General features: G+C 71.7%; 18 protein-coding genes, 1 tRNA gene and 1 pseudogene. 9 read left to right on the plus strand and 11 right to left on the minus strand.

All coding sequences use genetic code 11. The features are described 5' to 3' along the window. Positions 1–29: 29 nt before the first annotated feature. Positions 30–2,567, minus strand: coding sequence for a penicillin acylase family protein (locus ACFQU3_RS13405; RefSeq protein WP_385910573.1), 2,538 nt, complete (start codon positions 2,565–2,567; stop codon positions 30–32). Between the two features lie 229 nt (positions 2,568–2,796). Between ACFQU3_RS13405 and ACFQU3_RS13410 the strand changes: the two genes are divergently transcribed. Next, positions 2,797–4,317, plus strand: a complete 1,521-nt coding sequence (locus tag ACFQU3_RS13410) for a potassium/proton antiporter (protein ID WP_385910539.1) — start codon at positions 2,797–2,799, stop codon at positions 4,315–4,317. A gap of 42 nt (positions 4,318–4,359) precedes the next feature. Beyond that, positions 4,360–4,503, plus strand: a pseudogene (locus ACFQU3_RS13415) (FmdB family zinc ribbon protein); the annotation flags it as partial. A gap of 14 nt (positions 4,504–4,517) precedes the next feature. On the opposite strand, the gene ACFQU3_RS13420 reads toward ACFQU3_RS13415, so the two are convergent. Then, positions 4,518–4,712: a hypothetical protein gene (locus tag ACFQU3_RS13420; protein ID WP_385910574.1), complete on the minus strand. Its 195-nt coding sequence runs from the start codon at positions 4,710–4,712 to the stop codon at positions 4,518–4,520. An 83-nt stretch (positions 4,713–4,795) separates the two neighbouring features. On the opposite strand from ACFQU3_RS13420, the gene ACFQU3_RS13425 reads away from it, so the two are divergent. The 3 genes from ACFQU3_RS13425 to mscL all read left to right on the plus strand — a co-directional run bounded on the left by ACFQU3_RS13425 (position 4,796) and on the right by mscL (position 6,911). Then, a complete protein-coding gene (locus ACFQU3_RS13425; RefSeq protein ID WP_385910541.1) occupies positions 4,796–5,674 on the plus strand; it encodes an S-methyl-5'-thioadenosine phosphorylase in 879 nt (292 codons plus the stop codon). After that, positions 5,674–6,354, plus strand: a complete 681-nt coding sequence (locus tag ACFQU3_RS13430; protein WP_385910543.1) for an SAF domain-containing protein — start codon at positions 5,674–5,676, stop codon at positions 6,352–6,354. The genes ACFQU3_RS13425 and ACFQU3_RS13430 overlap by 1 nt, the downstream gene beginning before the upstream one ends. 191 nt (positions 6,355–6,545) lie before the next feature. Further along, complete coding sequence (mscL, locus tag ACFQU3_RS13435) at positions 6,546–6,911, plus strand: large conductance mechanosensitive channel protein MscL (RefSeq protein ID WP_385910545.1); 366 nt, start codon at positions 6,546–6,548, stop codon at positions 6,909–6,911. Positions 6,912–7,024: 113 nt separating this feature from the next. Here mscL and ACFQU3_RS13440 read toward each other — a convergent pair whose 3' ends face one another. The 4 genes from ACFQU3_RS13440 to ACFQU3_RS13455 form a co-directional block, all read right to left on the minus strand. Further along, positions 7,025–7,459 (minus strand): tetratricopeptide repeat protein, encoded by a 435-nt coding sequence (locus ACFQU3_RS13440; RefSeq protein WP_385910547.1) that lies wholly within the window; start codon positions 7,457–7,459, stop codon positions 7,025–7,027. A gap of 56 nt (positions 7,460–7,515) precedes the next feature. Next, entirely contained in the window at positions 7,516–11,610 is a 4,095-nt protein-coding gene (locus ACFQU3_RS13445) for an AAA domain-containing protein (RefSeq protein WP_385910549.1), read from the minus strand. A 113-nt stretch (positions 11,611–11,723) separates the two neighbouring features. After that, a complete protein-coding gene (locus ACFQU3_RS13450; protein ID WP_385910551.1) occupies positions 11,724–12,134 on the minus strand; it encodes a VOC family protein in 411 nt (136 codons plus the stop codon). A gap of 5 nt (positions 12,135–12,139) precedes the next feature. Continuing rightward, positions 12,140–12,589 (minus strand): helix-turn-helix transcriptional regulator, encoded by a 450-nt coding sequence (locus ACFQU3_RS13455; RefSeq protein WP_385910553.1) that lies wholly within the window; start codon positions 12,587–12,589, stop codon positions 12,140–12,142. Between the two features lie 186 nt (positions 12,590–12,775). Between ACFQU3_RS13455 and ACFQU3_RS13460 the strand changes: the two genes are divergently transcribed. From ACFQU3_RS13460 to ACFQU3_RS13475, 4 genes are all read left to right on the plus strand, one after another. Continuing rightward, a complete protein-coding gene (locus ACFQU3_RS13460) occupies positions 12,776–13,168 on the plus strand; it encodes a DUF805 domain-containing protein (RefSeq protein ID WP_385910555.1) in 393 nt (130 codons plus the stop codon). A 186-nt stretch (positions 13,169–13,354) separates the two neighbouring features. Then, a complete protein-coding gene (locus ACFQU3_RS13465; RefSeq protein ID WP_385910557.1) occupies positions 13,355–14,947 on the plus strand; it encodes a DUF1800 domain-containing protein in 1,593 nt (530 codons plus the stop codon). Positions 14,948–14,955: 8 nt separating this feature from the next. After that, positions 14,956–16,269, plus strand: coding sequence for a DUF1501 domain-containing protein (locus ACFQU3_RS13470; RefSeq protein WP_385910559.1), 1,314 nt, complete (start codon positions 14,956–14,958; stop codon positions 16,267–16,269). 136 nt (positions 16,270–16,405) lie between these two features. Further along, positions 16,406–16,478, plus strand: a tRNA-Arg gene (locus ACFQU3_RS13475). 29 nt (positions 16,479–16,507) lie between these two features. Here ACFQU3_RS13475 and ACFQU3_RS13480 read toward each other — a convergent pair. The 5 genes from ACFQU3_RS13480 to ACFQU3_RS13500 all read right to left on the minus strand — a co-directional run. Beyond that, complete coding sequence (locus ACFQU3_RS13480) at positions 16,508–17,248, minus strand: tyrosine-type recombinase/integrase (protein WP_385910561.1); 741 nt, start codon at positions 17,246–17,248, stop codon at positions 16,508–16,510. 373 nt (positions 17,249–17,621) lie between these two features. Continuing rightward, on the minus strand, positions 17,622–17,840 hold the full coding sequence (locus tag ACFQU3_RS13485) for a helix-turn-helix transcriptional regulator (RefSeq protein ID WP_385910563.1): 219 nt from the start codon (positions 17,838–17,840) through the stop codon (positions 17,622–17,624). A gap of 17 nt (positions 17,841–17,857) precedes the next feature. After that, positions 17,858–19,402, minus strand: a complete 1,545-nt coding sequence (locus ACFQU3_RS13490; protein WP_385910565.1) for a replication initiator — start codon at positions 19,400–19,402, stop codon at positions 17,858–17,860. Then, positions 19,402–19,764, minus strand: a complete 363-nt coding sequence (locus ACFQU3_RS13495) for a WhiB family transcriptional regulator (RefSeq protein ID WP_385910567.1) — start codon at positions 19,762–19,764, stop codon at positions 19,402–19,404. The genes ACFQU3_RS13490 and ACFQU3_RS13495 overlap by 1 nt, the downstream gene beginning before the upstream one ends. A 50-nt stretch (positions 19,765–19,814) precedes the next feature. Then, the coding region (locus ACFQU3_RS13500) for an FtsK/SpoIIIE domain-containing protein (protein WP_385910569.1) at positions 19,815–20,904 on the minus strand (1,090 nt) is incomplete at its 5' end.

Raw genomic sequence — 20,904 nt, forward strand, 5'->3', positions numbered from 1 at the left:
CGGCATACGGCACCCGCGCCGACTGGGCCTCAGGGCGCCGGCGCCGGGCCGGGCGGGACGAGCGTCAGCTCGTCGTCGGCAGCTTCGCCCACCGCGGTCGCGCTGAACGGCCACGGGAACGTCTCGTTGTCGGCCCACGCGTCGATCTGGTCGGAGTAGTGGTCGTCGTACGTGTGCCCCGACTGGCCGGTCGAGTTGACCCAGCGTGACGCGTCGAAGTTCGAGAGGTCGACGACCAGGCGCATCGAGGGGCCGCTCGTCACGTCGTAGCCGGGTCTCGAGGGGTTCCACGAGTTGGCGTTGACGATGGAGTTGCCGCCGCCGAGCTCGATGTCCTCGCGGTTGAAGAGGTCCTGGATGACGTCGGGCACGCCGTCGGCGCCCATGACGGAGTGCTTGAGGTCGAGCTGGTGGAGGCGGCCCCAGCGCCACGCCGCCGGCACCTTGCCGAGCTCGCGCGCGAGGTCGAGCCTGGCCTCGACGAGGGCGCGCTTGAGGATCTCGCCGGAGCCCTCGGTAACGCCGGGTGTCGTCTTGTCGTCCCACCAGTCGTTCTTCGGGTCCTTGAGCAGCTGCTCCATGACAACCATCCACCGGCTGCCGCCGTCGGGTGCGATGTCGGGCGGGAGCTCGTCGAAGGTGAACTCGAGCAGGTGCTTCCACACGGCGTTGTAGTACGCCGCCGAGGCCGAGTCTCGGGACTTGTCGTTGGGCTGGCTGCCGTCCCAGTCGCGCAGCAGGCGCTGGGCCTGCGCCGTGAAGTCGTCGACCTGGACGGCGAGGAGCCGCTCGACGAGACCGGGCGCGTACGTGTTGCGGCTGTCGCCCTGGATCTGCGACATCGTCCCGGGCGAGACCTTCGGGGTCGCGGCGAGGAGGGTTCGGATGCGCTGCGCGCGGAAGCCGTAGTCCCACTCGGACGTCAGGAACGGGGACGGGCTCGCCGTGACCGCCTGGTTCGCGGTGACGATGAACCCCTCCTCCGGGTCGAAGGAGTACGGCAGCTGGTCGAAGGGGACGTAGCCCTTCCAGTCCCACTGCGAGTCCCAGCCCGGCGCGGGCCAGAAGCCGGGTGACGCCCCGGGCGTCGCCGACCGGCGGATCGGGATCTGGCCGGGCGCCTGGTAGCCGATGTGGCCGTCGGTGTCGGCGTAGACGAGGTTCTGCGAGGGCACGGAGAAGAGCGCCGCCGCCTTGCGGAAGTCGGTCCAGCTGCGCGCCTTGTTGAGTGCGAAGATCGCGTCGGCGGCCGTGCCGGGGGTCAGGGCCGTCCACGCCATCGACACGGCATACCGGTTGGACTGGGGCGCCCCGCGCACGACGCTGCGGTCACCCGCGGCGTCGATGGCCGGGACGATGTCGGACAGGATCGGGCCGTGCACGGTCGAGCGCACCTTGAGCGGGACGTCGGCGCCGCCCGCGACCTTGATGACCTCGTCGCGCGTCTTCATGCGCGCGTTGAGCCCGTCGCGCAGGTACGTGTCACCCGTGACCTGCTCGAGGTAGAAGTCGGTGACGTCGGGGCCGAGGTTGGTCATCCCCCACGCGACCTTGTCGTTGTGCCCGATGACGACACCCGGCAGGCCCGAGAAGGTGAAGCCGGAGACACGGAAGGGGCAGGCCGCGCTCACCGTGCGGCACTGGAGGTTCACCTGCGACCAGATGCCCGGGATCGAGAGCGAGAGGTGCGGGTCGTTGGCGAGGAGCGGTTTGCCCGTCGTCGTGCGCGAGCCGGACACGACCCACGCGTTCGAGCCGATGTCGTCCCCCTGCCCGAGGCTGACGGGGACGGCCTCGACCGACGCCAGCGCCGACGCGACGGCGTCGCGGCCGTCGGTGGACCGCATCGCCTTGAGCGCCGCCGGCGGGGCGGACGCGGCCAGGTCGGTCTCCGACGACGCGGGCTGCCAGTCCTGCTCGGAGAGGATCGGCTGGTTGCGGTCCACGGGGTACGGCGGGTAGAGCAGGTTGATCTGCTTGATCGACCGGTTGTTGCCGCGCGAGAGTCGGGCCCGGGTGAGCTCGTCCTTGTAGTCACCGCGCAGGTCCCACGCCATCGCCTTGAGCCAGGAGAGCGAGTCGACGGGTGTCCACGGCTCGACCCGGTAGTTGGGGTTGCGGCGCCCGAGCACCGTGTACTCGAGCGACATCTTCTCGGGCGACTCGACGGCCTTGATGTACGCGTTGACCCCGTCGGCGTACGCCTGGAGGTACTGGCGGGTCTCCGGAGCGAGCTTGGGCAGCTCCTCCTCGGCGACCCGGCGCCAGCCCATCGCACGGACCACCTTGTCGCTGTCGAGCCCGGAGCTGCCGACGAGCTCGGAGAGCCGGCCGGCCGTCACGTGGCGGCGCAGGTCCATCTCGAAGAAGCGGTCCTGCGCGCTGACGAACCCCTGAGCCCGGAAGAGGTCCTTGGCGTTGTCGGCCGAGATCGTCGGGATGCCGCGTGAGTCGCGGTTGACCGTGACCGAGCTCGTCAGCCCCTCGATCTCGAGCTGCCCGGACGTCTCGGCGAAGGACTGCCGCACCACCGAGATCGCCAGGATCCCCGACCCCACCACCGCCATCACGAGGAGGACGGCGATGAGCAGGACGATCTGACGGGCGCGCTTCAACCGTGACACGGACCGAGCCTAGGCCACCGCCGAGGGGCCCTGTCGCACGCCGCCCGGCGCCGCGCCACATCGTTGCCCAACCGTCTGCACCCGCGGTCCGAGGGCGGCACCGGCGCGCGGACGGGCCCACGGCCGGGCGCGCCGGGGTGGTTGTATTGCCCCACACTGAGGGGAGCTGCCGGTGACCGCACTCGCGTCCATCACGTCGTCGTCCATGACGCTCGACGACCTGACGCGCGTGCTCCTGGTCGGCTCCCTCGTCCTGCTCGTCGCCGTCGCCGCGGTGCGCCTCTCGGTCCGCTCGGGGCTGCCTTCGCTGCTCATCTACCTCGGGATCGGCGTCGCGCTCGGCAACGCCGGCGCCGGCATCGAGTTCGACGACGCGTCGATCACGCGCGTGCTGGGGTATGCCGCGCTCGTCCTCATCCTCGCCGAAGGTGGCCTGACGACGTCGTGGAGCAACATCCGCCGGTCCGTGGCGCCGGCCGCCGTGCTCTCGACCGTGGGCGTGGTCGTGTCCCTGCTCGTCGTCGCCATCGCGGCCTACAACCTCCTCGAGCTGAGCTGGACGATCTCGCTGCTCATCGGGGCCATCGTCACGTCGACCGACGCGGCCGCCGTGTTCGCCGTGCTGCGCAACGTCCCGCTGCCCAAACGCCTCTCCGGCACGCTCGAGGCGGAGTCGGGGTTCAACGACGCCCCGGTCGTCATCCTCGTGGTCGCGTTCGCCGCGCAGGGGACGCCCGGCGGTGAGGTCCAGGCGTGGTACGTCCTGCTGCTGCACGCCGTCGTCGAGCTCGCCGGCGGTGCCGTCGTCGGGATCGGCCTGGGCTGGCTGGGCGGCGAGCTGCTGCGCCGGGTCGCGGGCGCGTCGTCGGCCCTCTTCTCCATCGGCGTCGTGGCGCTCACCGTGCTCGCGTATGCCGCCGGCGCCGCCCTCCACGTGTCCGGCTTCCTCGCGACGTACCTCGCCGCCCTGGTGCTGGGCAACATGGGCCTGCCGAACCGCACCGGCTTCCAGAGCTTCGGCACCGCCCTGGGCTGGCTGGCGCAGATCGGGCTGTTCGTGCTCCTCGGCCTGCTCGCCGACCCGTACCGCCTCGACGAGCAGCTCGTCAACGCCATCACCGTCGGCCTGGTCCTGCTGCTCGTGGCCCGGCCGCTGTCGGTCGTGCTGTCGACGGTCTGGTTCCGCGTCCCGTGGCGCGACCAGGCGTTCCTGTCGTGGGCCGGCCTGCGAGGCGCCGTGCCCGTCGTGCTCGCCACGGTGCCGCTCGTGACCGGGACTCCCGGGGCCGAGGGGATCTTCGACCTCGTCTTCATGCTCGTCGTCGTCTTCACGATCGTCCAGGCGCCGACCCTGCCCTGGGTCGCGAAGCGCCTCGGCCTGACCGAGCAGGTGCACTCGGTCGACGTCGACCTCGAGTCGACGTCGCTCCTCGAGATCGGCGCCGACGTCCTCCAGGTGAGCGTGGGGGCCGAGTCACGCCTGCACGGGGTCGCCGTCTTCGAGCTGCGCCTGCCCCGGGGAGCCAACGTGACGCTCATCGTGCGCGGCGGTGAGGGCTTCGTACCGGAGCCGCACACGACGATCCGGCACGGCGACCGGCTGCTCGTCGTGACCACGTCGTCGGTGCGCGCCCGCACCGAGCGGCGCATCCGCGAGATCAGCCGCGGCGGTCGCCTCGCCGGGTGGCCGTAGACTGGCCACAGCTCATCCCAACGTCGACGCCGAGGTTCACCTGTGCCCACCTACTCCTACGCGTGCCAAGAGTGTGGCCACGCCTTCGACATCCGCCAGTCGTTCTCCGACGACAGCCTGACGGTGTGCCCGGAGTGCGGCGCCCCACGCCTGCGCAAGGTGATCCACCCCGTCGGCATCTCGTTCAAGGGGTCGGGCTTCTACAAGACCGACTCGCGGGCGTCGGCGAAGAGCGGGACCGGCTCCGGCTCCAACGGCTCGGGTTCGGGTTCGAGCGACGGTGGCACGAAGACGGAGACGTCCACCTCGTCGTCCGACTCGCCGTCGCCTGCCGCCGCAGGCACGTCGAGCGCCTCGTCGGCGTCCTCCACCACGCCGCCCAGCACGTCGTCCACAGCCTCCTGACGCCCGGGGGCGTTGTCCCCACCCGCCCGGGTATGCCGTCCGCGGCGCGGGGTGCCCACCCTAGGCTCGGCGCATGACGACTGAGCAGACGACCGTTCCCGAACCTGCCCGCCCGGGTGCGCCGGCGCCCGGTCCGCGTGCCGAGATCGGTGTCATCGGCGGCTCCGGTCTCTACGACTTCCTCGACGACCACGAGACCGTCGAGGTCGACACCCCGTTCGGGTCGCCGAGCGACCCGCTCGTCGTCGGTGAGGTCGAGGGGCGCAGCGTCGCCTTCCTCGCGCGACACGGCAAGGGGCACCGCTTCGCGCCGCACCGGGTCAACTACCGCGCCAACCTCTGGGCGCTGCGCGCCGTCGGGGTGCGCCAGATCCTCTCGCCGTGCGCCGTCGGCTCGCTCAGGCCCGAGCACGGGCCCGGCACCATCGTCGTGCCCGACCAACTCGTCGACCGCACCTGGGGCCGCGCCCACACCGTCTACGAGCAGGAGGGCCCGGTCGTCCACGTCGGGTTCGCCGACCCATACTGCCCCAGCGGCCGCCGGGTCGCGATCGAGGCCGCCCACCGGTCCGACCTGCAGGTCTCCGCCGACGGCACGCTCGTGGTCATCAACGGTCCCCGGTTCTCGACGCGGGCCGAGTCGCTCATGCACCAGCAGGCCGGGTTCGGCATCGTCGGCATGACGGCGATGCCCGAGGCCGCCCTCGCGCGTGAGCTAGCGATGTGCTTCACCACCATCGCGATGGTCACCGACCTCGACGCAGGGGTCGAGGGCGGTGACGCCGTCACCCACGAGGAGGTGCTGCGGGTCTTCGCGACCAACGTCGGGCACCTCACGTCCATCCTGCGAGACGCCATCGGACAGCTGCCCGCGCACGAGCCCGACGAGACGGCCACGTGCCCGTGCCGGCGCAGCCTCGACGGGCTCGAGCTACCGTTCACCCTCCCGTGATGACCGGCACCCGGGCGGCAGGGGCGGCAGGGCCCGTGCCCGACAGCCCTCGTCGTCGCCGCGCGCGGCGCGCCCGTTGGCGGCGGTGGGTCGCGGCCGTCCTCGCCGGGGTTGCGGTGCTCGTCACCGTGGGAGCGCTGCGACCCGCTCCTGCTGACGGCTCCGGCGTGCCGACGGTCGTCGTGGTCCGCGACGTCGCGGCCGGGCAGGTCGTCACGCGCGACGACGTCGAGCTGGCCGGCCGTCCCGCAGGGCAGCGGCCGAGCACGGCGCTCGCGGCCGTGGAGCCCGCGGTCGGTCGAGTCGCCGCCGGGCCGTTGACCGCCCGCGAGGTCGTCACCTCCGAGCGACTCGTCGGCGGTGGGCTGCTCGCCGGCCAGCCCACCGACCATGTGGCGATCAGCGTGCCGGTCGTCGACGTCTCCTCGACAGGTGTCGGCGCCGGGAGCCGCGTCGACGTCTACGCGACGGGCTCCGGCACGAGGGCGGCGACGGATGTCGTCGTCCTCGCCGTCCACGACGCCGGGGAGTCCACGGGTCTGGGCAGCGCGACGCCGCCACGGGTGACGCTCGCCCTCGATCCGCGCCAGGCGGGTGAGCTCGCGCGCAGCCTGAGTGCACTGGAGGCAGGCCAGAGCCTCGTGGTCGCCATCCGTCAGCCAGGTGCATCGTCGCAGTAGGGTTTCAGACGTCCGCGCACCACGCGTCACAGGTGACTCACGTGGGCGCACCACTGACAGAGTGCAGACCCCGGCCATGCCAGGCACAGCGAGAGCTCGGCGGGCGGCCCGTCGAGGGCGCGACCAGTCCTGATGCCTCGCAGGGCGACCGACCGGTCAGTGCGGTTTTCCCACAGAGATAGGACTATCGAATGATCAAGGGCTTCAAGGACTTCCTGATGCGGGGTAACGTCGTCGACCTCGCGGTGGCCGTCGTGGTCGGCACGGCCTTCGCGAAGGTCGTCGAGGCGTTCGTCACGGTCATCATGGACCTCATCGGCAAGCTCGGCGGCACGCCGGACTTCTCGTCGTTCAAGCCCGGGGGTGTCGCCATCGGCGGGTTCCTCACCGCCCTCGTCAGCTTCGTCGTCGTGGCCGCCGCGGTCTATGTCATGGTCGTCGTGCCGATGAACCACCTCGCCGAGAGGCGCAAGAAGGGCATCGAGCCGGAGCCCGAGGCTCCCTCGGAGGAGATCATCCTGCTGCAGGAGATCCGCGACGCCCTGCGCGTCCGCTGACCCGACCTCAGTCTCCTCGACGCGGCATCGACGTGGCCCGTGGGCGTGCACGGCGCGAAGTGCCCACTCGACCGGTCAGGTCGAGTGGGCGCCATCGTGCGCTCGGATCCGCGTCAGCCGGTAGGCGCCCCAGCGGGGTCTGCCTCGTCAGAGGTGCCGGGAGTGCCGTAGGCAGTGGGCTTCTCGTAGCCGCCGAGGATCTCGGCCAGTGCGAGCGGGCGGGCGGCGTCGGCGTGCCGTCCGGCGCGCTGCAGGGTGCGGCCGAGGAGCAGGTGGGCGTAGGCCTCGGTCGGTGACTCCTCGATGATCCGCCGCAGCGTCGCCTCCGCACGGCCGAACTGGGCCGAGTGGAAGTAGGCGCGGGCCAGCATGAGCCGCAGGTCGGTCGTCGAGTGCAGGACGGTCTCGCCCTGCGCCGCGGTCGGGCCGGACGCGTCGACCTCGTCGACAAGCTCTGCCAGCGCCGTCGCGGCGCCGAGGTGGTCACCTCGCTCGAAGAGGCCCTGTGCCCAGGAGAGGCGCAGCGGGAACGGCGTCGTCATGCTCATGCGCCCCACAACGCCACGCGGGCCGACGGCATTCCGTCCGCACGCGCCGCACCCGATCACTCGTAGTGTGGTGGGCGCTGCTCCTCGAGCCAGCGGTCGCCGACCCCGGAGCCACCGGGACGGTCACCCCACCCGAGGTCGAGCTCGTCGCTGCTGCGCCGGAGTGCTGCGCCGGGCTCGGCAGCGCCGGCCTCGGCCTCCTCGCCGTGGTCGGCCGCTGCGCCGGTCCCCTTGCGGAAGACCCTGCGACGCCTGCGCCTCGGCGCCTCCGTCGAGGTGGGTGCCGGCGCGGGCGTGGCCTCGTCACCGTCAGCGGCGGCAATGGGCGCGGGTTCCGGCTCCGCAACGCCGTCGGTCGCCTCTCCGGAGGAGCCGTCAGGGGTGCTGGCCCGCGCGGGTGTCGTCGGCTGCAACGAGCGAGCGACGGTGACGAGCCGGGCGATCTCGCGCGCAGGGTCCCGGAACACGTCGGTGCTCCAGACCCGCTCGTGCACCCAGCCGAGACGGGTGAGCTGCTCGGGCCGCAGCCGGTCGCGGTCACGCGTGCTGCGCAGCGCGGCATACCGGTCGCCGTCGGTCTCGACGGCGAGCAGTGCCCGTCCGCGGTGGTAGGGGTCCTCGACCGCGACGTCGATGCGGTGGTTCGCGGTGCCGTAGTCCTCGTGGACGGTCAGGCCTTCGCGGCGCAGCCGCTCGGCGAGGTCGCGGCGCAACGGGTCGGTCGTGACCGGCGCCGCCGCGAAGAGCGTCTGGTCGTCGCCGGCGGCTCCGCGGCTCTCCGCGTACGCGAGGAAGTCACGCAGCATGAGCGCGCCGCGGGCCTTGAGCCGCCCGGGGTCGAGATCTGCCGCGCGCAGGGCCGAGACGACGGTCATCCGTGCCCGGGCACGGGTGATCGCGACGTTGAGGCGCCGCTCGCCTCCCTCGATGTTGAGCGGTCCGAACCGGTGGAGCACCCGGCCGTGCGGCGTCTTGCCGTAGCCGATCGACAGGATGATCGCGTCGCGCTCGTCGCCCTGGACGCGCTCGAGGTTCTTGACGAAGAAGCGTTCGTCGCGGGCGTCGTCGAAGAAGTCCGCGACGTCCGGCGCCCTGCGCAGCGCCTCGGTGATGGCGTCCTCGAGCCGGTCGGCGTGCTTGATGCCGAGCGCGATGACGCCGAGCGACTCGGTGGGCCGGGTGCGCGCGTGCTCGAGGGCGAGCTCGACGACGCGAGCGACCTCACCGTCGGTCGTCTCGATGGTGTCGACACCCGGCTGGACCTCGGCCTGGCCGTCGACCGGCTCGAAGGTGACGGCGGAGTCGATCGAGGTGCCGGGGAAGGTCGTGAGGCGGCCGTCGTACATCGCCTGGTTCGCGAAGGCGATGAGGCGTTCGTCGCGGCTGCGGTAGTGCCAGGTGAGGTTGCGTGTCGGGAGGGCGGCGGCGAGCACGTCGAGCACCGACTCGAAGCCCTCCGTCAACGTCTCCTCGCCGACCGGCACCTCGGACTCGTCGTCGGAGACGACCGTGAAGAAGTTCGTCGGCGGCAGCTGCCGCTCGTCCCCGGCCACGACGACCTGGCGGGCGCGGGAGATGGCCGAGATCGCCTGTGCCGGCTGCACCTGGGACGCCTCGTCGAAGATGACGACGTCGAACCAGCGGCCGGGCGGCAGCGTCGAGGCGACGACGAGTGGGCTCATCGCCCAGCACGGTTTGATCGCGGTCAGGGTCGTCGACGCCTGCGGCATCAGGTCACGCAGCGGCCTGTGCCGGCGCGCCTTGCCGGCCTCGGCACGCACGAGGGCCTCGTGCGCGGGGTTGTCGGAGAGGACCTCGCGGACGTTGCGCGCGACGGCCGCGCGGACGCGGTCGACGGTGGCCGACTGGTGGGCTCGGTCGGCCTCGGCGAACTCGGCGACGTCGCGCCGCAGCCCGGCACCGTCGTGCGCGCCGTATGCCGGGTCGCGCACCGTGATCTCCTGGGCGAGCGAGGCCCACCACACGTGCTCGACCTCACCGATGACGTCGTCGGTCGCGACTCCGCGGCGGGCGAGGTCGTCGACGACCCCGCCGAACCCGGCCGCGCGCAGCTCGTCGAGCGCCGTGGTCACCTGCGGGAGCACCGCGATGCGGTCGGGCCGGCTGGCGAGGTCGGTGAGGCGTCCGTGCAGGTCGCGCAGCGGGAGAGACGTCAGGGTCTCGCCGCCGCTGCCGGCCTGCAGCCGCGCGTCGAGCCACTCCAGGTCGGCCGTGAGCGCGCCGAGGAGGGCGAGCCCCTCGTCGAGCCGCGGGGAGATCTCGGGCCGGCCGCCGCCACCGACGAGCGCGAACCAGTGCTCACGCTGCTCGCTCGCCGACACGAGCTCCTCGTGGAGGTCCGCCGGGGGCCGGCCCGGCCGCAGCAGCCGCTTGGTCTGCTGACGGATCTTCCACCGGGCGATCCAGCCCATCTCGATGTCACGCGCCTCGCGCCAGTCGCGGGTGGCCGTCGCGGCGATGTGCTCCTTGAGCGGGATGTCGAACACCTCAGGCCGGAACACCTCCAACGTCTCTCGGACCCGGGCCATCGTCTCGAAGGCCGACTTCCAGTCCTCGAGCGAGTTCGCCTCTGGCACACGGGATTCCGACAGGATCGCGTTGAGCTGACGGGCGGCCGCGTCGATGCCGCCGGTGCTGTGCCGCGTCGTGATGTCGAGGGCGTGCGCGGCGTCGTCGGCCGTGACGATGCGGGCGCCGAACCACGGGTCGTCCCCCTCGCGGGTCCATGCGCCGAGGCCGGCCGCGTCGCGCAGCCGGCGGCCCAGCTCGACAGCGCGCGTGCGGCTCACGGCCGCCAGGTCGCGGCCGGTGAGCCGCACGTGGCACGTGGGCGGGGGCGTACGCGTACCGAGCTCGACGAGGGCCTGCTGCGCCTCGTGCGCAGACACACCCCACGGGGCGCGGACGTCGTGCAGTGCACGGAGGTGGGTCTGCAGCCGCGCACGCCGGTCGCGCAGGGTCGAGGTCGTGCGGTCGGCGACGACCCCGTCGTTCTCGACGGCAGCCTCGAGGCTCTTGGCGAACTGCTGGGCTGTCGCGCGCTTGTTGGTCGGCCCGTCGTACGCGTCGAGCACGAGATCGCCGAGGCCCAGCCGGTCGAGGCGGGTCAGGACTGCGTCGATGGCGGCACGCTTCTCGGCGACGAAGAGCGTCGACTTGCCCTCGGCCGCGAGGGAGGCGATGAGGTTGACGATGGTCTGCGACTTGCCGGTGCCGGGTGGTCCCTTGATGACGAGGTGCGCACCCGCGCGGACGGCGTCGATGGCCGCGTGCTGCGAGGCGTCGGCGTCGAGGACGAGGTGCTCGTGCTCCGGGTCGGGGTCGGCCTCTCCCTCGGGCAGGCGCAGGCGAACCGCCGCCAGCGCCGACTCGTCACCCGCGAGCGCAGCGACGACGTCGTGGTTGGCGAGGGTGTCGCCCTGCAGGGCGAGGTCGGCGACCATCGGCAGCTTGGCGTAGGAGAAGGTGCCGAGCACGAGGCGGGGGGAGATCGCGAAGTCGGGCACGCGTTCGCACTCGTGGCCGAGGGCGGCATACACCGGGTAGGGGTCGAAGCCGTTGGCGACGGTGGCCAGGTCGGCGAGCGCGTCACCGTCGATCTCGATGCCCTGCTCGGATCGGAGGTACTCGCGCAGCACGGGGTTGAACTCGACCTCGGGACCGAGGTCGATCTCGAAGTCCTCCTGCGCCGCGCCGGTGGGACGCAGCACGCAGGAGCGCAGCAGCACCGGGGACGCCGGCGGGCGGGCCGCGCGGGGCACGGACCACGTGGCCATGCCGATGGCGACGAAGCCGGCCGCGATGCCCCGCTCCTCGCGCAGCTCGAGCGCCTTGGAGCGGATCGCCCGCGCCCGGCGCCGGGCCTCGTCGAAGGCCACCGGCTCGCGCACGAGGTCGGACAGACGCGTGCGACGTCCCGCCAGCAGCATCGACACGCCGCCGGGGTGCGCGGTCGTCAGGTCGAGGGTGCCGGACGGCAGGTCGCGGTACCAGAGCAGCGTGTTGCGGCCGCCGAGGTCGACGAGGGTGCGCTGCCACGTCCGGACGGCGGCGCCCACGCGGTCGGCACGAGGATCGCCCGACGGCGACTCGGCCTCGCGGGCAGGGTCGGTCCTGGGGGCGTCGGTCATTCCAGCAGGCTAACGAACGAAGCACGGGGCGCAGGCGACCGACAGACCCGCGGGACGCTGAATCAGGACCCAGGGGTCGCGGCGCTCCTCATCGGTGGCCTCGCCCGCGCGCGTCAGCGGACCTGCTGGATGCGGACCATGTTGCCCGCGGGGTCGCGAAAGGCACAGTCGCGCACGCCGTACGGCTGGTCGATCGGCTCCTGGACGACCTCGGCGCCGCTGGCGGCCACGGCCTCGAAGGTGTCGTCGACGTTCGTCGTGGCCAGGTTGATGCTGGCGAAGCTGCCCTTGGCCATCATCTCGGCGACGGTCCGACGCTCGTCGTCGGTGAGTCCCGGGGTGGCGGCCGGCGGGTGCAGCACGATCGAGGTGGCCGGCTGGCCGACGGGTCCCACGGTGATCCACCGCATCCCGTTGTAGCCCACGTCGCCGCGCACCTCGAAGCCGAGGGTGTCGCGCCAGAAGGACAGCGCGGCGTCCGGGTCGTCCTGCGGCAGGTAGCTCTGGTGAATGGTGATGTCCATGGGTGTCACGCTAGGCGCGACTCGGCAGCCGGCGCTTCTCGATTCCTGACCGGTCTCGTCACCTGCTTCGCGACGCACGCCGGCATGCCGTCCGTGGCCTCCGAGGCCTCCCGCCGGTAGACGCTCGGCGGCACGCCGACGAGCTCGGTGAAGCGAGTGCTGAACGTGCCGAGCGACGAGCAGCCGACCTCGAAGCAGACCTCCGTGACGCTGAGGTCGCCGCGGCGCAGCAGCGCCATGGCGCGCTCGATACGCCGGGTCATGAGGTACGCGTAGGGCGGCTCGCCGTATGCCGCGCGGAACTCCCGGCTCAGGTGCCCCGCCGACATGTGCACCTCGCGAGCGAGCGCCTCGACGTCGAGCGGCTGGGCATACTCGCGGTCGATCCGGTCGCGGACCCGACGCAGCCGCGCGAGGTCGCGCAGACGCTGCTCGTCGGCGGGTCGACTGGTCACCCTGCGATGCTGCCACGTCACGTTCAGGGTTGCCCAGCGGCTCGCTCGTGCGGTGTGCGGGCCCGGTCGAAATTGAGATGTGTCGAAGCCGCCGACCGTACCGCCGCCGTGGTTAGGTACGTTCTCGCGCCCGTGGGGCGCTGCATGCACTGCATGCACAGCACGCACTGCCATGGAGGCACTCAAATGTCGTTCGTCGACGCCGTCAAGACCGTCCTGTCCAAGTACGCCACCTTCTCCGGCCGCGCCCGCCGCTCCGAGTACTGGTTCTGGGCCCTCGCCCTGGTCATCGTCAGCTTCGTCACCAACCTCATCGACCGGGGGCTGGGCACCGAGCCGGGACGAGTTGGCATCATCTCTGGCCTCGTTGCCTTGGCGACCCTGCTGCCGAACCTCGCGGTCCTGGTCCGGCGCCTGCACGACACGAGCCGCAGCGGGTGGTGGCTCCTCATCGTCCTCGTTCCGATCGTCGGCGCCATCGTCCTGCTCGTCTTCGCCATCCAGGACAGCCACGGCGACAACGCGTACGGCCCGTCGCCCAAGGCTGTCGGCCAGGATGGCGCTCCGGTCCTGCAGTGATCTCCACCTCGCGGCGCAACGACGCGTCGCGCTGACGCCGCAACCGTCCGAACCCCGGTCTGCTCCTCGAGCGGGCCGGGGTCTCGTGGTTCACAGCCGTATGCCGAGTGGCCCATCCGGTGGACGCTCTGACCGATTTGTCCGATTCCTGAACGATCGGCAGATCTGCTGGGTACCGTCGCCGCCATGACTGCTCAGACTCCCGCGTCACCCCCACCAGCAGGGGCGTTGTTCGCAGCGCCCGGGCGGCGGCGCGTGCTCTCGGGCCTCGGAGGCGGAGCCACGGTGGCACTCACGCAGGCGGTGGCGGCGCGCGCGGCCACCGCTGCAGCAGCGCCGACGGCCGCCGTGGCAGCCACGACCGCCACCGACCCCGTCCTGCACCTTCTCCGGCGTGCGACGTTCGGACCCACGCCCGCTCTGGTCGCGGAGGTGCGCTCGGTCGGCGCGACGGCATGGCTCGACGCCCAGCTCGCCCCGATGACCAAGGTCCCGGATGCGGACATGGACGCAATCCTCGCGCGGTGGCCGCGACTCAGCTGGAAGACGTGGCAGGTGCGCGAACGACTCACCCCCGGGGACACGTGGGCCGTCATGTACGACGTGCTCGAGGCCCACCTCGCCCGGGCGCTCTTCTCCCGACGCCAGGTGCTCGAGACCGCCGTCGACTTCTGGACCAACCACCTCGTCGTCCCCGTGCCCAGCAGCGAGGTGTGGGACAGCTCGCACCTGTTCCAGCGCGACGTGATCCGCAAGCACGCTCTCGGCAAGTACTCCGACATGCTCATCGCCGCAGCCCGTCACCCCTCCATGCTCAAGGTGCTCGACAACGCCGACAGCACGAAGAAGGCCCCCAACGAGAACTACGGGCGGGAGCTGCTCGAGCTGCACACCGTGGGCATCGGTCAGTTCACGGAGGCGGACGTGAAGATGTCGGCGCTCGCGCTGACCGGGCTGAGTGTCGACTCGGAGTCGGGGCTCTTCTCGTACAAGCCGCAGCGCCGCTACGTCGGCGCCCTGCGCGTCATGGGCTGGAGCCACGCGAACACGATCGCCGAGGGTGGCGAGTCCGTCGCCGGCTCCTACCTCAACTACCTGGCCAACCATCCGGCGACCGCGACCCGCATCGCGACGAAGCTCGCGACGCGTTACGTGTCCGACACTCCCCCGACGACGCTCGTCAGCACTCTCGCGCAGGTGTACCTCGCCAACGCGACGGCGATCGCCCCGGTGCTCCGAACCCTCTTCCTGTCGCCGGAGTTCGCGGCGTCCGCCGGACAGAAGATGCGCACCCCCTACGAGGACGCCCTCGCCACCGTCCGCATCCTCGGTCTGACACCCCCGCCGGTGACGACCTCGGGCGACAGCGACCTTCGCCACCTGCTGTGGACGACGCACGGCCTCGGGCAGCCGCCGATGGGCTGGCCGGCGCCCAACGGCTACCCGGACGTCGCCACGGCGTGGGGTGGTGCGACGAGCACCCTCAACCGCTGGAACTTCCACCTGGGCGTCGCGGGCAACTGGGCCCTGACGTCGATGAAGCGCCCTCCGCTGTCCGCGCTCCTGCCCGCGACCCTCCCCGCGACGTACGGCGCCCTCGTCACCACGCTCGCGAGCAAGCTGCTCGTCACGTTGACGACGGTGCAGCGCGACGCGATCTGCCGCTTCCTCGACCACGCGCCCGGGGACGCCCTCAAGACGGGCTCGGCCGCCGTCACGTGGCGGCTGCCCTCCGTCGTCGCTCTCCTGCTCGACTCCCCGAACTTCGCGACCCGCTGAGGACCACCATGACCACCACACCCACGACCGCGGCGCCCGACCTGCAGGAGTGCGGCTGCCCGCAGGGACAGGCCCTCGCCTCTCAGGTCTCCCGCCGCACGCTGCTCGCCGGAGCCGGCGCCCTCGGGGCCCTCGGCGCCGTCGTCGGCGTCGCCGGCCCCAGCGCGGCGACGCAGCTCGCGTTCGCCGGGACGGCCTACACCGGAGACACGTTGGTCATCCTCAGCCTCCGCGGAGGCTTCGACGGACTGTCCGCGGTCGCTCCCGTGGGCGACCCGGCATACTTCACCGCTCGGCCCTCGATCGCCGTCCCGGCCTCGCGGGCCATCAAGCTGGACAGCCTCTTCGGGCTGCACCCGGCGCTCGCGCCGCTCAAGGCGATCTGGGACCGCGGCGCGCTCGCGGCGGTCCACGCCGTCGGCCAGGTCAACCCGACGCGGTCGCACTTCGAGGCGATGGCGACGATGGAGAACGCGGCCCCCGGGTCGACGCTGCGCACCGGCTGGCTCGACCGGATGATCGGGCTGAGCGGGCCGGTCTCGACGTTCTCCGCCGCCGCGATCGGCTCGTCCTCGACGCCGCCGTCGATGATCGGCCCCAGCTCCGAGCTCGCGATCCGCACGGTCGACAGCTTCAAGCTCGCCGGCGCCGACACGGACGCCGAGCGGACCCGCTGGTCCACGGCGCTCAACGCCATGTATGCCGGCACGCCCGCCACGCTCGCCGGGCCCACCCAGGTGGCGCTCGGCGCGCTGACGACGATGACGCAGGTGAATGCCGCCGGCTACACGCCCGCGAACGGCGCCGTCTACCCCAACGGTGCCGTCGGGGACGCCCTGCGAGACCTGGCCCGGCTCATCAAGGCCCGGATCGGGCTGCGCGCGGCGACCGTCGACGTCGGCAACTGGGACATGCACACCAACCTCGGCGCGAGCGACTCCGGCTGGATGTTCCGTCAGCTGACGGAGCTCGGGCAGGCGCTCGCGGCGTTCGACCGCGACCTCGGCGCGCAGATGGGCGAGGTCACCCTCGTCACGCTCAGCGAGTTCGGGCGTCGCGTCGCCGAGAACGGCTCCGGCGGACTCGACCACGGGCACGGCAACGTCTCGCTCGTGATGGGCGGCGGCGTCCGGGGTGGCCGCGTCTACGGACGGTGGCCCGGTCTCGCTACCGCGAACCTCGATGCCGGAGACCTCGCCGGCACGACCGACTACCGCACGATCCTCGCTGAGGCCCTGGAGCGGCGGGCGATGCTCGCATCGACAACCGTCTTCCCCAACCTCGGCACCGACCGGCTCGGGATGTTCAACGCCAAGGTGTGACGACTCGCGACGGGCGCGCACCGAGTCTTCGGCTGCTTCCAGTAACCTGTCCCCGTTGGCCGCCCGGGTGGCCCGAGTCGGATCGCGCCACGCGTGCGGTGCACAAGGGCTACAGCGAGGGTTGGAGCCATGCCCCGCCCTCGTAGCTCAGGGGATAGAGCACCGCTCTCCTAAAGCGGGTGTCGCAAGTTCGAATCTTGCCGGGGGCACTACACGTTTTCGCAGGTCAGAGGCGGCGTCACTCATCCGCTTCTCCACCGTCGATGAGGCCGAACGGCTCGTTGTGGCACATCTGTGGCACATGGAGGTCGAGGGACAGGGCTACCGCGTCTAGGTCGTCGGGAAACAGGCCGGCGTAGATGTCGAGCGTCATCGCGGCCGACGCGTGGCCGAGCATCTGCTGGATCGCCTTGACATTCGCACCGCCCCGGACGGCGAGCGACGCTGCGGTGTGGCGCAGGTCGTGGGGCGTGACGCCAACGAGGCCGGCCGCTGTGCAGGCCGGATCGAACACCCGTCGTCGCCAGTTGTTCAGGATGATGGGACCACCCCTCGCGGCCGGGAACAGCAGATCGTCACGGTCCTTGCCCTGGCAGACCGCCAGCAACGCGGGCATCAAGGCCGGCGGCACTGGGACCGAGCGGGTGCGATGGGTCTTCGGAGTCGACCAGACCATGGCCGAACCTACTCGGGTCACGCTCTCCGACACGGTCAACCGCCGACGCTCAACGTCGAGCCGAGACACCTTGAGGGCCGCGAACTCCCCGAACCGCAGCCCCGTCAGCGCGAGCACCGCGATCGCGAGGCCGTGCGGTCCAGCAGCCGCCACAAGCCGCGCAAGCTCCTCGGGAGACAGGAACCGGGGTTCCCGCCGGACCTGCCTCGGCAGCCGAACGCCCTTGGCCGGGTTCCTCGCGATCCGGCCATCCTTGGCGGCTCCGTCGAGGACGAGCGAGGCCACGAGGTAGATCTTGCGCACCGACCCAGCCGACAATCCCGATGACGCCAGGTCACCGATCCAGCCCGCAACGTCCGAATGAGCGATCCGCCCGATGGGCCACGAGCCCCACTTCGGCAGCACGTGGGTCCGAAGCGTGTCTCGGTACCGGTCTGCTGTCGAGGGCTTGAGGTGAGCAAGTCCCCTGCTCCAGGTCTCGGCATACGCCGCGAACAGCAGCTTGCCCGCCGCAGGGTCGATATAGGCGCCTCGGTACATGTCGGCCATGAGCCCCGACAGGAACCGGTCGGCATCGACCCTGCGGCCGAACGACTTCTTGCGCTGCCGCCCGGACGGGTCCCGCCAGCGAGCGAGCCATCGCCCGTCGCGACCGTCCCTGACGACGTGGGCCACCTCAGGCCACCTGGTCGCCGAACCACGCCCGCACCCGGTCAGGGTCGAAGCGCAGGTGCTTGCCCAGGCGAACACACGGCGGGCCCTCCCCTCGAGTGCGCCACTGGTACAGCGTGGCCACCGGCACACCGAGGAATGCCGACACGTCGTCGACGGTCCAGAGCTTGTCGCAGGTGGGCGCACGGTTCCCGGACGGAATCGACACCGGTCGTTGGGTCATGTGAATCTCCTTCTGTATCAGCAGGTTTGGTTGTTCTTGTCGGTGGCACGCCACTGGGCGTACTCGCGGGCGCGGGCGGCGGCGGCCTTCGCGAGTTCGGCGTCCCCCTCGGTGTCCCAGCCGGACCCGGCGTACGACCACTGGCCGACAACGAGGGTGGTTTCCTCGTCGTCGTCGAGTAGGTCGTCGAGGTCCCGAACATCGAGCGTCTTGCCCTGGCGATTGGCCTCAGCGACGATGCGTTGGAACCGGACCCGCCGGCGGCGAATCTGCCCGAGGGTCAGGGAGTAGCGGCGCGACTTGGTAGAGAAGTGCCCGCGGAAGCCGAGCATGTGCCGCCACTTGCCGAGCAGCGCATACGGGTGCTCTCGCAGCGGGATCCCTTCGGCTCTCGCGTCAGCGTCGATCCGGTCGGTGACCTCTGCGATCGTTGCGCGGACTCTGCCCAGGTGCCGGCTGTCGCCGTTGGTGGAGTCGCTGGTGGACTTCGTCGCGTACTTCGCGAGGTAGCCGGCGACCTGCTCGGGGATCAGCTCACTGTCCGGGTCGTCGGTGCGGTGTGAGGTCTTGATCGGGCGGACGTCGACCTGGGCACCGAACCCGAGCCGCCGCACCGGGTCGCCCTCGAAGAAGGGCGGCGCGACGAACTGCACCGAGGGGACGGCCTGCTCGACGACGTCGGCCAGGAACGCGGCCGTCAGGCCGGCGGGGGCGGGCGCGAACCCGTCGTCCGTCTTGGGGCCGTCGAGGCGGATCAGGGCGTGGAAGTGGATCAGGCCGCGCAGCTGGTACTCGGCCACCTTCGCGTACTGCACCGTGACGTGGTCCTTGAGCCGGGACTCGGAAACACCGATGTGCTTGGCCAGCGCCCGACGGACAACGATGGTGAAACGTCGCCACAGCTCGGGCGCCCACCACTGCCAGACGATGTGCCCGAGGTAGTCGTAGCAGTCCCGACACAGCGGCTCGCCCAGCAGCGGGTCGCCATCCTCGTGCGTGGCATGGCAGACGGTTGGTCGTCCATGCTGGCAGACGCCGGGCATGCACTTCGGGGTGAACGGCCTGCACTGGCGGCCATTGCGCATGCCGTGGACGAGGCCGAACGAGGGCGCGGTCAGGGTGGCGAAGACCAGCGGATTGTCCGAAACGTGCTCAGGGACGCCCTTGCCGCCGGTAACCCCGGCTCGGATGAGGTGGAAGGTATCGGCGGCGTAGATCCGTGAGCACGATGGGCACTCGGAGGCTCGCCGGTTGCCGCACCGGACGTGCAACACTCCGAGCGGCTCGTCGGCCGAGGAGTACGTCGACAGAACCTCTCCGGTCCGGGATTCGATGGTCTGTGAGTGGCCGCGCAGGCGAATCGGTTTGGCGCAGTGCCCGACCCGTGCGGCGGTTGTGGCCCAGGCGTCGAAGTCCCGGGAGACGAGTCGGGCGGCGATCTCCTGCTCGAGCCGTGGGGTGAGGGCAGGCAGGTCCAGCCCGACATCCTCACTGAACCCCGGAAACGATCCCCGGACGGTGTCGTGAGTCGTCGAGCTGGACCGGTCCGCCCTCGCCTTCATCACGCCGCCTCGGGGTCCGTCGGCGTGGAGCGGAGGGTGGCCTCGCCGGTGTCGGCGTTGGTGTCGTTGAGGGTGTCGGCGAGGACGGTGCCGAGGGTGTCGCCGCGGCGCAGTCGCCGGGTCAGAGCTCGGCGCTGGGGCGGGGTGGTGCCGCCGTAGATGGTCCACTGGTCGCCGAAGACGAGGGCGGAGGCGAGGCAGAGCCGCTGGACCGGGCAGCCCTGGCAGACCTCGATCCCGGGGATGGTGTCGGCGGGTTCGTCGGAGAGCCACCAGTCCACGGGCCCGGTGCGACACAGCCCTTCGTCGTGCCACCGGTCCATGTCCAGCTCGCGCAGGGACGGCCCTCCGGTGCGGTCCACCCACGGACGGGGACGACCCCAGGGCTGCTCAGAGCTGGGAGTATCGCGGTTCATGCCGCATCACCGCCCGCCTCGGACGAGCCACCAGCCGACGTCGGCGATGAGGACACGGACGTCCTGGCGCGCGGCTGCCGGGGCTTGCGCGGTGATCGCGGCCGATGGCCCCGAGGATCGCCACCCGACCGCACCGGTTCGACAGTGTCGCCCGAGTCCTCGACGGTCGAGGGGACGTACGGGACCGCGGCGACGTGGCCGAGGTCGACGGACTCGCCCGCCTCAGCCGGCGCGGTGGTCGTGTGGGGTGCGCGGTGCCGGGCGGCGACGTCGCGGACGAGGGTATCGGGCCAGAAGTCGGCCCGGACCCGGTCGGCGCTGCCGTCTTCCTCGATGACCCACGCCGTGCCAGGGGCGGCCGGCGAGATCCGGTGCGCGGGGGCGGTCGCGGCAGTCCCGTCGCCCAGGACCATCCGGGTCTCATCCGCCGAGCGGAGGCGCAGGGCGATGGTCTGGGTGAACAGGCCCCGCAGCCCGATGACCTCCTTGCGGGGGTCCTGCACACACGCGAGGACGACGACGCCGAGGGCCCGGCCCTGGGTGAGGACCTCGGCGAGCAGCCGCCCAGCCTCCTTGCGGGTCTCGGGGTCGGTGTAGGCGGTGAGGACCGCGAGCTCGTCGATGGCGAGCACGTGCAACGGGTCCGCAGTGGTGGGCTGGTGCAGGCGGGAGGTGCCGGCCATCCGGCGGCCGCGTTCGTCGACCACCGCGAGCAGCCGGGTCAGGACCTCGACCGCCTGGGCGGGGGTGGTGGCGACCTCCGCGAACAGGCCGCGGCCCATCCCGACCTCGACGCCGCGTTTGAGATCGACGCCCCAGAGCCGGACCAGCCCGGCGGAGACGGCAGGGGCCAGGCCGCCGCAGACACCCCAGAAGACCGAGCCCTTACCGGAGCCGGAACAGCCCACTACGAGGGTGTGCCGCCCCGTGACCGGCAGCAGCCACGGGGTGCCGTCCTGGCGACGACCCACCCGGACCGCGTCCACGTTCACGTCGGCACTGCTTGAGGTGGGCGCGGTGGCGTCGCGAGTGGCGCCGAGCCGGTCGGCCATGACGAGCACGACCTCGCCCGTCGACGGCGACAGC

It is taken from the genome of Terrabacter sp. GCM10028922, from assembly GCF_042666095.1.
In the GTDB taxonomy this organism is placed as follows: Bacteria; Actinomycetota; Actinomycetes; order Actinomycetales; family Dermatophilaceae; genus Terrabacter.